The 7,500-nt window shown below is 43.7% G+C and carries 7 protein-coding genes and 1 pseudogene; 3 read left to right on the top strand and 5 right to left on the bottom strand.

Annotated features, from left to right (window positions below; translation table 11 throughout):
- Window positions 1-49: 49 nt before the first annotated feature.
- From DW724_RS15085 to DW724_RS15065, 5 genes are all read right to left on the bottom strand, one after another.
- On the bottom strand, window positions 50-1,171 hold the full coding sequence (locus DW724_RS15085) for a Gfo/Idh/MocA family protein (RefSeq protein ID WP_118762034.1): 1,122 nt from the start codon (window positions 1,169-1,171) through the stop codon (window positions 50-52).
- 13 nt (window positions 1,172-1,184) lie between these two features.
- The gene (locus DW724_RS15080; RefSeq protein WP_118762033.1) at window positions 1,185-2,264 is read right to left on the bottom strand and encodes a Gfo/Idh/MocA family protein; all 1,080 of its coding nucleotides are present in this window, start codon (window positions 2,262-2,264) and stop codon (window positions 1,185-1,187) included.
- Between the two features lie 139 nt (window positions 2,265-2,403).
- Window positions 2,404-3,417 carry a sugar ABC transporter substrate-binding protein gene (locus tag DW724_RS15075; protein WP_118762032.1) on the bottom strand — a complete coding sequence of 338 codons (1,014 nt, stop codon included), beginning with the start codon at window positions 3,415-3,417 and terminating at the stop codon, window positions 2,404-2,406.
- Between the two features lie 62 nt (window positions 3,418-3,479).
- Entirely contained in the window at window positions 3,480-4,490 is a 1,011-nt protein-coding gene (locus DW724_RS15070) for a Gfo/Idh/MocA family oxidoreductase (protein ID WP_118762031.1), read from the bottom strand.
- Window positions 4,491-4,680: 190 nt separating this feature from the next.
- Complete coding sequence (locus DW724_RS15065; protein ID WP_158580391.1) at window positions 4,681-5,679, bottom strand: LacI family DNA-binding transcriptional regulator; 999 nt, start codon at window positions 5,677-5,679, stop codon at window positions 4,681-4,683.
- Window positions 5,680-6,383: 704 nt separating this feature from the next.
- Here DW724_RS15065 and DW724_RS15060 point away from each other — a divergent pair.
- From DW724_RS15060 to DW724_RS15050, 3 genes and pseudogenes are all read left to right on the top strand, one after another.
- Window positions 6,384-6,506 (top strand): annotated as a pseudogene (locus DW724_RS15060) (IS3 family transposase); the annotation flags it as partial.
- Between the two features lie 94 nt (window positions 6,507-6,600).
- The gene (locus DW724_RS15715) at window positions 6,601-6,771 is read left to right on the top strand and encodes a hypothetical protein (RefSeq protein ID WP_158580389.1); all 171 of its coding nucleotides are present in this window, start codon (window positions 6,601-6,603) and stop codon (window positions 6,769-6,771) included.
- A 544-nt stretch (window positions 6,772-7,315) separates the two neighbouring features.
- Window positions 7,316-7,500: recombinase family protein (locus DW724_RS15050; protein WP_158580392.1), on the top strand; the 185-nt coding region annotated here is incomplete at its 3' end.

The raw sequence follows: 7,500 nt of genomic DNA, 5'->3' as shown, positions 1-7,500 counted from the left end.
TTGCCCATCCAGCCAGCGCCGATCAGACCGATTTTAATTTCTGCCATCTTCAATCCTCCATACAAATCCATATATTCCCTTTTAGATGACTTTCTACTACCTTATCGACAAAACTTATTGCTTCAATACCATCATCAGCATTAGGGAACAGACAATTTTCGGAGTTTCCCTGACGAATTGCTCGCGCAATATTACAGTACAGATTACCAAGTGCCTCCAAATATCCTTCCGGATGACCTGCGGGTGTACGGCATTCCTGTGCTGCGCTTTGAGGCAGCAGTGCAGAACCGCGTTTATAGATATGCTTGGTATCGTTTTCATCGATTAATACCAGTTCTTCGCAGTTTTCCTGCTCCCACTCTATGGTTCCCTTATCACCAAAAACACGAATTTTTAAAGCATTATCCATGCCCGTAGCTACAACAGATGCCCAATATACACCGGTTGCACCATTTTCATATTCACATAAAACAACGCCGTTATCATCTAATTGCCGGCCCTCAACCATTGTATCCAGCTTGCCAAGTAAGCGCTTAATTTTCAGACCAGTCATGGTATGTACCGCATTTTCGATATGGGTACCGATATCTGCCATACAGGCAGATTTACCGCTTTGCGTCGGGTCCAAGCGCCAGGCCTGTTTTCCGCCCGCGCCGGCTTTAGACAGCCAGCCTAATGGATATTCCGCCATAATCATGCGGATATTGCCGATTGCTCCGGCTGCAATCATTTCCTTGGCTGCACGCAAGGTCACATGTCCCGTATAAGAATAGGTTACTGCCAAAATCAAATTTTTAGCATCGGCCAACTGCTTTAACGCTACAGCCTGTTGCTTTTCAATGGTCAATGGTTTATCGCAAACTACATGGATTCCCGCATTCAGAAAAGCACGGCAAATCACATAGTGAGAGCTGTTCGGCGTGCATACAACGACAAAATCAATGCCGTTTTCGCGTGCAGCCTCTGCTTGAGCCATCGTCTCGTAATCTGCATAGACTCGTTCGGGTTCTACATATAACTGCTCAGCTAATTGTAAGCTTTTTTCACGCGTCTGAGAGAAACAGCCTGCAACTAATTCAGCCGTCCCGTCCAATGCAATAGCCCGGCGGTGCATTGCACCAATATAGGAACCAATGCCGCCACCGACCATTCCGTATATCAGTTTTTTCATCTGCAATCCCCCATCAATCAATGCTCTTTTGCGCTATTTCCTGTGCCAGCAGCAAATCTGCGCGCGCGTCTGCCAGAGGAGTCATCGGAGATGTTTTGTTGGTAATACAATTTGCAAATTCGATCAGTTCATTGCGGAAATTATCCGTGTACCAAGGTCCGAAAATCGTTTTTTTATTTTCCAGTCCGATTGTTTCTGTCATCTCTAATGTTACCGGCAGATTACGAATGTAGGGACTTTCAAATTTCAGCAGAAACTTTCGATTGCCTTGAAAGATCTCAATGGCCTCGTCGAAGGCAGCAACAGACTGGTCATTGACATATTCAAATACGCCCATAAAATTATCGTATTCCAACAGTGCAGCAATACGCTTTCCTTCATTCGTTGCAAAAGAACGTGCGACTCGCTTTGGCGAACCGACCAGATCACGCACAGCTGACAGAATATGGACACCGGAACAGTTTACATAAGTATAAGTATTCTGCAGTGCATCAGATGGATTTTCTCCTAATGCTTTTTTCATTTGCTCAGTTCGAAGTTGTTTACCTTCAGAAATCATTTCTGGTGAAATATCTTTCCCTCGGAAAATTCCTCGTGTTTGTTTCAAATAAAACGGTGCTTCGCATACCAGCGTACGACACCGCAGATACTCTACCGGGCGAGGATCTTCTGCTAATAACTGCTTCAGTTTACGAAATGGATCCGCATATCGGCGTACATAGCCAACCATTGCTGTCAAATCACGGTGTTTTTCTGCTACATCAATCATATCTTCCAAATCTTCCAAGCACAATGCTGCTGGCTTTTCCAGAAAAACATGCTTGCCATTCTGCAATGCAGTCTGCACCTGCTGTGCGTGATAAGCATCCGGACTGCATAAAATAACGGCATCAACCGTATCACTGCACAGCAACTCATCCGCATCATAAAAGCGATGCGGAATATGAAATGTTTCTGCAATATAATCAGTTGTCCCACGCGAAGCATCGGCTACAGCCGTTACTTCATAACGATCCCGGAGCTGCTCTAATGCTGGCATATGAAGTGCTTGTACAGCCTCGCCTAAACCAACTAAACCAATTTTAATTTTCATAACGCACCTCTTGCCACATGTGTAAAATTTATAGTCGGATATCTGTGCAGTATCAAACCAATACGACTATATTCATATAATGTGATAATGAAGTCCCTAAAAGGGACTTCATTATCAGAAAAGAGAGAGTTGTAAAACCTTATTTCAAATAACCCTTCAGCGTATCCAACTGCTTCTGTGCATTATCCTGGGTAATAACAGAACAACCGGTATCAATAAACTCGTCCAGCTTTTCTCCATTGATTGCTTTAACGCATGCTTCAACAGATTTATAACCCATACCATAGGGATCCTGTGCAACAGACATCGTTTCTACGCCCTCAATAATGCTTTCGCAAGCCGACTGAATGCCATCAAAACCACAGAAAACAGTATTCTTATATGCTGCGTTGCTTTGCGCGGTTCTTGCTGCTGCAATAGCCATATCGTCATTATTGCAAAGGATAATAGCGATACCTTCCGGATGCATCTGCATAATGCCTTCCATGGAGGTAACTGCCTTATCCGCCAGAGAATCCGCATACTGCGTTTCATTGCTCAGGAATGTGCCGCCTGCGTTTTCGACGCCTTCCTTAAAACCGTTTGTACGTTCAGCATGGGTGGGATCACCCTGTACACCTGCGATATTAATTGCCTTAATTTCTGTCCAACCGCGAGCCTTTGCTAATTCAACAGCTGCTTTAGCACCTTCGGCTGCTGCAGCTTCGTTACCAGTGCCCACAAAACTTAAACTTTCTGGTGCATCCAGGCGGCTGTTTACCGATACAATTGGAAGTTTCGAGCCTGAAACGAGTGTTTTTGCGGTATCAGCTTGCAATGCAGAAATGACCATACCATCGTAATCGCCTGATGTCAGCGTGGTTTCAATCATATTCTGCTGCTCATCATACGATGTTTCAGACGGAGGACCCTGCACATTGACCTCTATACCATGTTCCTGACCGTATGCTTTAGCACCAGCCGAAACATATCCCCAATATTCCGAAGACAGCGTGTTTAAAATAACACTAATCTTCAGATTATCGCTCTTAGAAGTGCTGCTATCCGCCTGACTGTTTTCCGCTGGTGTAGATGCGTTTCCGCAGCCAGTCAAAGCACCTGCGAGAAGTCCACCTGCCAAAGTGACTGCCAGTAAACGTTTCGTTAATTTCATAATACTCGTCCTTTCTCATTTCTCTTTATCTTCTTGTCCGCATCTGCGGAGAATAACTGATATTATATAAGGTAAAATTCCGGTGTTTCTTCAATATGCACTGCTTCCCATTTACCGGTTTCTCGAGATTTCAGGCAGGCTTCTGCTACTGCGATCGCAGCGTAACCGTCCCATGCAGTCGGTCCATCTACGATGCCAGCCTTCGTGTTGTTGACCCAGCTTTGGAATTCAATATTATATGCATCAATAAAGCGATATCGCCAATCCTCCAAAATATCAAAACTGCACTTTGCTTTTTGACGAACAATTACCTGTGCGGGATCCGGCAGACGGATAGTTCCCTCTTCGCCGACTACTTCGCACTGAATATCATATCCATATTGACAATGCAGAAAAGTTTCTACATCGATAATGATACCGGTTTTCGTCTGAAATACGATGATCTGCGGATCTTTTTGCCCGTTTTTCACATACTTAGATACACGTGGCTGAACAATTTTTGCGGCTACGATATCATCATTTAACAGCCAGCGCATAACATCAATCTCATGAATCGCAGTACCCGTTACGTTAACTTTCGTTTCATACTGCGAATTTGAAGTTGCATTGCGATGGACACAATGTGCCATCAATGGCGCTCCCATGCTGCCGGAATCCAGTCGAGCCTTCATTGCGCGATAATCGGTATCAAATCGCCGCATAAAACCGACTTGAACCAAATGTTTTCCGCTTTCCATTTCCTGCTTAACAATATTTCGGCAACTATCTGCGGTTTCTGCTAAAGGCTTTTCACAGAAAACAAATTTACCTGCTTCAATCGCAGCCAGTACATATTTTTCATGTGTCGGATCCCACGAGCAAACTACAACAGCCTGCACCTCAGGATCACGAATCAAATCCTCGCCCTGTGCATAGCACTTGGCCCCGTACTGTGCTGCAACACTTTGTGCAGTCTCCTGATTGATATCGGATACTGCAACAACGCGTGCGCCCGTAACGTGATTGGTCAATCTTTCGATATGTGTCCGACCGATTGCTCCGGTTCCAATCACACCAACTTGAAGTACTGTCATGTGATATTCCTCCGATCTATTTGTAATTTACTTATCTTTAACTTATGCATTTAGTATAATAACTAAACAAGCTAAACACAATCGTTCAATTGAACAATAGTTTTAAGTTATTTTCGTTTAATCATCCAATGTTGTAATCTGCTTTCAGAATAAGAAAATGGAGATGCACCATATATGATGCATCTCCATTTTATGCTCTTTTTCTACAGGTAGATTCTCGCTGCACTAAAAATGGCTCGATGTAACTATGCACTATAGCCCGCGACGGATCTGCAAGAATCTGCTGCAAACGATCTATCGCCATTCGTCCTAATTCGCGTGCATTAACATCAATTACGGTCAAGGTCGGAGAAGAGAATAGCGCAATCCGGGTATTATCAATTCCTATTACAGATATGTCTTCCGGAACAGAAATCCCTAATTGGAGTAAATTTTGAATGCATTTTGCTGCAATTACATCGCTTTCACAAAAAATTGCACTTGGATGCAAGGATGAATCTGTAAACGCTGGTATGATTACTCGCTCTACATTTTCTGATGTACTATTAATGTCAAATACGAAGTTGTCCATAATATTCAAGCCCAATCGTTCGGCAGCTGCTTTAAAAAAAATAAAGCGTTGTTTAAGATCGCTACGAGTTGGCACACACCGTAAATAGCCAATATCAACATGGCCGAGTTTATGCAAATGTTCTGCTGCCATATTAGCAATTAACCGCTGATCAATATTAACCGTATTTATAGAGCGATCAGAAAAGCAGCCATCCAAATATACCTTGGGCAGCGGAATACGCATGGTATACTGTAAGCATTTTTCTTGCATATCGCTTGCAAAAAAAATGATTCCACACAGGTTTTCCAAATCCAATGCTGCAATTTTTTGTTCATATGTATCATTGGTGATATTCACCAATGATACGGTATAGCCGGCACGGTTCGCATATTCCTCAATGGCGTCCAATACAAGAATGGAAAACTCATCATTCTGATGAGAAGCACGGCATTTAATAATACAAATCTGCTGAGAAAGTATTTTTTTTTCAGGAAAACGTAATTGATATCCATTTTCCCGCAGGGCATTTTGTATGAGCTGTCGCCGTTTTTCTCCTACGCCAGGCTTATTATTTAACACAAGCGATACTGCTGCCGGTGATACACCCAATTTTTCTGCAATTTCTCGAATTGTCACAGCTCCCCCTCCTCCATCCACTTATATGATTTTATTATAACATGTTTGCAGGTTTTTGTTAAGTAAACTTTACTTATAATTTTTTAAAAATTCTACTCAACACGCAAAGGCTCAAAGCATGGTTAACTACAGTAGGAAATCTCGCTACATCTGTCAGCCTTGCCCGAGTATTATACAAAAACCGCAAGATAACTTCTCAAAAATGCCCTCTTTCGGTTTTACACTATTTATAAAACCGTTCGCCATTTTGCATACCTCATCAGCAGCGGTACAGCTCCCGCATAGCCTCCATGAACCGATCCATAGTATGGGCGCATCAGAACACCATGAAATATATGTTGTCTTCAGTATAGCATTCGACCAGATATCACGCAACGTTTCCAAATGAATATCTGACAGAAATTCAAAAAACGCTTCTGCAGAAGCAAAAAAACAAACGCTGAATGGGCATTCCCTATCTGCTACAGTTCCATCTTTTCGAAAAAGTTATAAAGTTAAAACGTTTCTGAACAGCACCCCATTTGTTAGACAGTATGATATACTATCTAACAGATGGGGTGATTTATTATATCAAGAGGAAAACCGAACAAACGGTACACGCCGGAGTTTAAGAAGCTGGTAGTCGAAACGATGCTCAATGAGAAATTGAGCTACAGTGAAACCGGACGGAGATTTGATTTGAAGTGAACAGCCACGGCAGGATTATGGAGCACTTCAAGCAGGAACTCATTGATTATCTGGACTATTACAACAATCGCAGAATCAAGGCAAAATTGAAGGGCTTGCCGCCTGCGGTTCACAGACAACAAGCCCTTTCGGCAGCTTGAATAATTTTTACTTTGAAAGATTGTATAACTTTTGGGGGGCAGTTCAAGGAACGATCTTGCTTTTCATCCTTTGCCGCTGCGCCGAACACCGGATATGATACTGAAACAGCTGTGCCTGCATCTGGGGTGTGAGTATGTGTCCGATCTGCCTTTTCTGGACGGAGAGAAACACGAGCAGCTGAAGTTGTTGCTGGCGCAAATGCCGCATAAGGATACTACCGAACAGGAATGGGACGAGGTCTATTCGTATCTGAAAGAGCGGTAGAAACGTAGACAGACCTAGTATACACATACACAACATTCTTGAATAACGTTCAAAAAAGCGTAAAATACACATAGATACAGCGCCGCTACCATTTTGGTAAGCTTCCGCAGATAGAAACACGACAGTCCGGCTTGCTTGTCCGCCTCGGCAGCAGCGCGGTGATTTGCAGTGAATGGTCACCACAGAAAGCCCTTTCGGCAGCTTGAACCATTTTTGCTTTGAAATATTGTCTGACTTCAGATGTTCCGGTGAGAATACGAAGGCGTATTGACAGTATAGTTTGCACGCGCAAATGATCATCAAATCGCAGTTTTATTTTGCCCTCTTACACAGACGGTACTACCGCCTTTGTGAGAGGGCGTTTTTTACCGCATGATTTTCGGCTTTAGGACTTCAAAATATGGACCGAAAAATCGGGGGCAGGGTTCAAAATTCAAAACTTCTGCCATCGGTTGCAAAACTCAGCGTCATAAGTTATAATAGATGTATCAAAACCTATATTCAAAACTCGCGGTGTCAAAACCGTGAAAACGGAGGGATTGGCATGATATTCGGCTACGCGAGAGTATCCACCAAAACGCAGGCGCGCGACGGCAACAGTCTGGACGCGCAGCAGGCGGCGCTGACGGCGGCGGGCGCGGAAAAAATCTACACGGACACGTTCACCGGCACCAAGATGGACCGACCGGAATGGGACAGGCTGCGGGCGCAGCTGCGGCGCGGCGATGT

The organism is Butyricicoccus sp. AM27-36, assembly GCF_003480945.1.
GTDB classification, from domain to species: domain Bacteria; phylum Bacillota; class Clostridia; order Oscillospirales; family Butyricicoccaceae; genus Agathobaculum; species Agathobaculum butyriciproducens.
The sequence above is the reverse complement of the archived record's forward strand: the minus strand, read 5'-3'. Positions and strand labels throughout refer to the sequence as shown.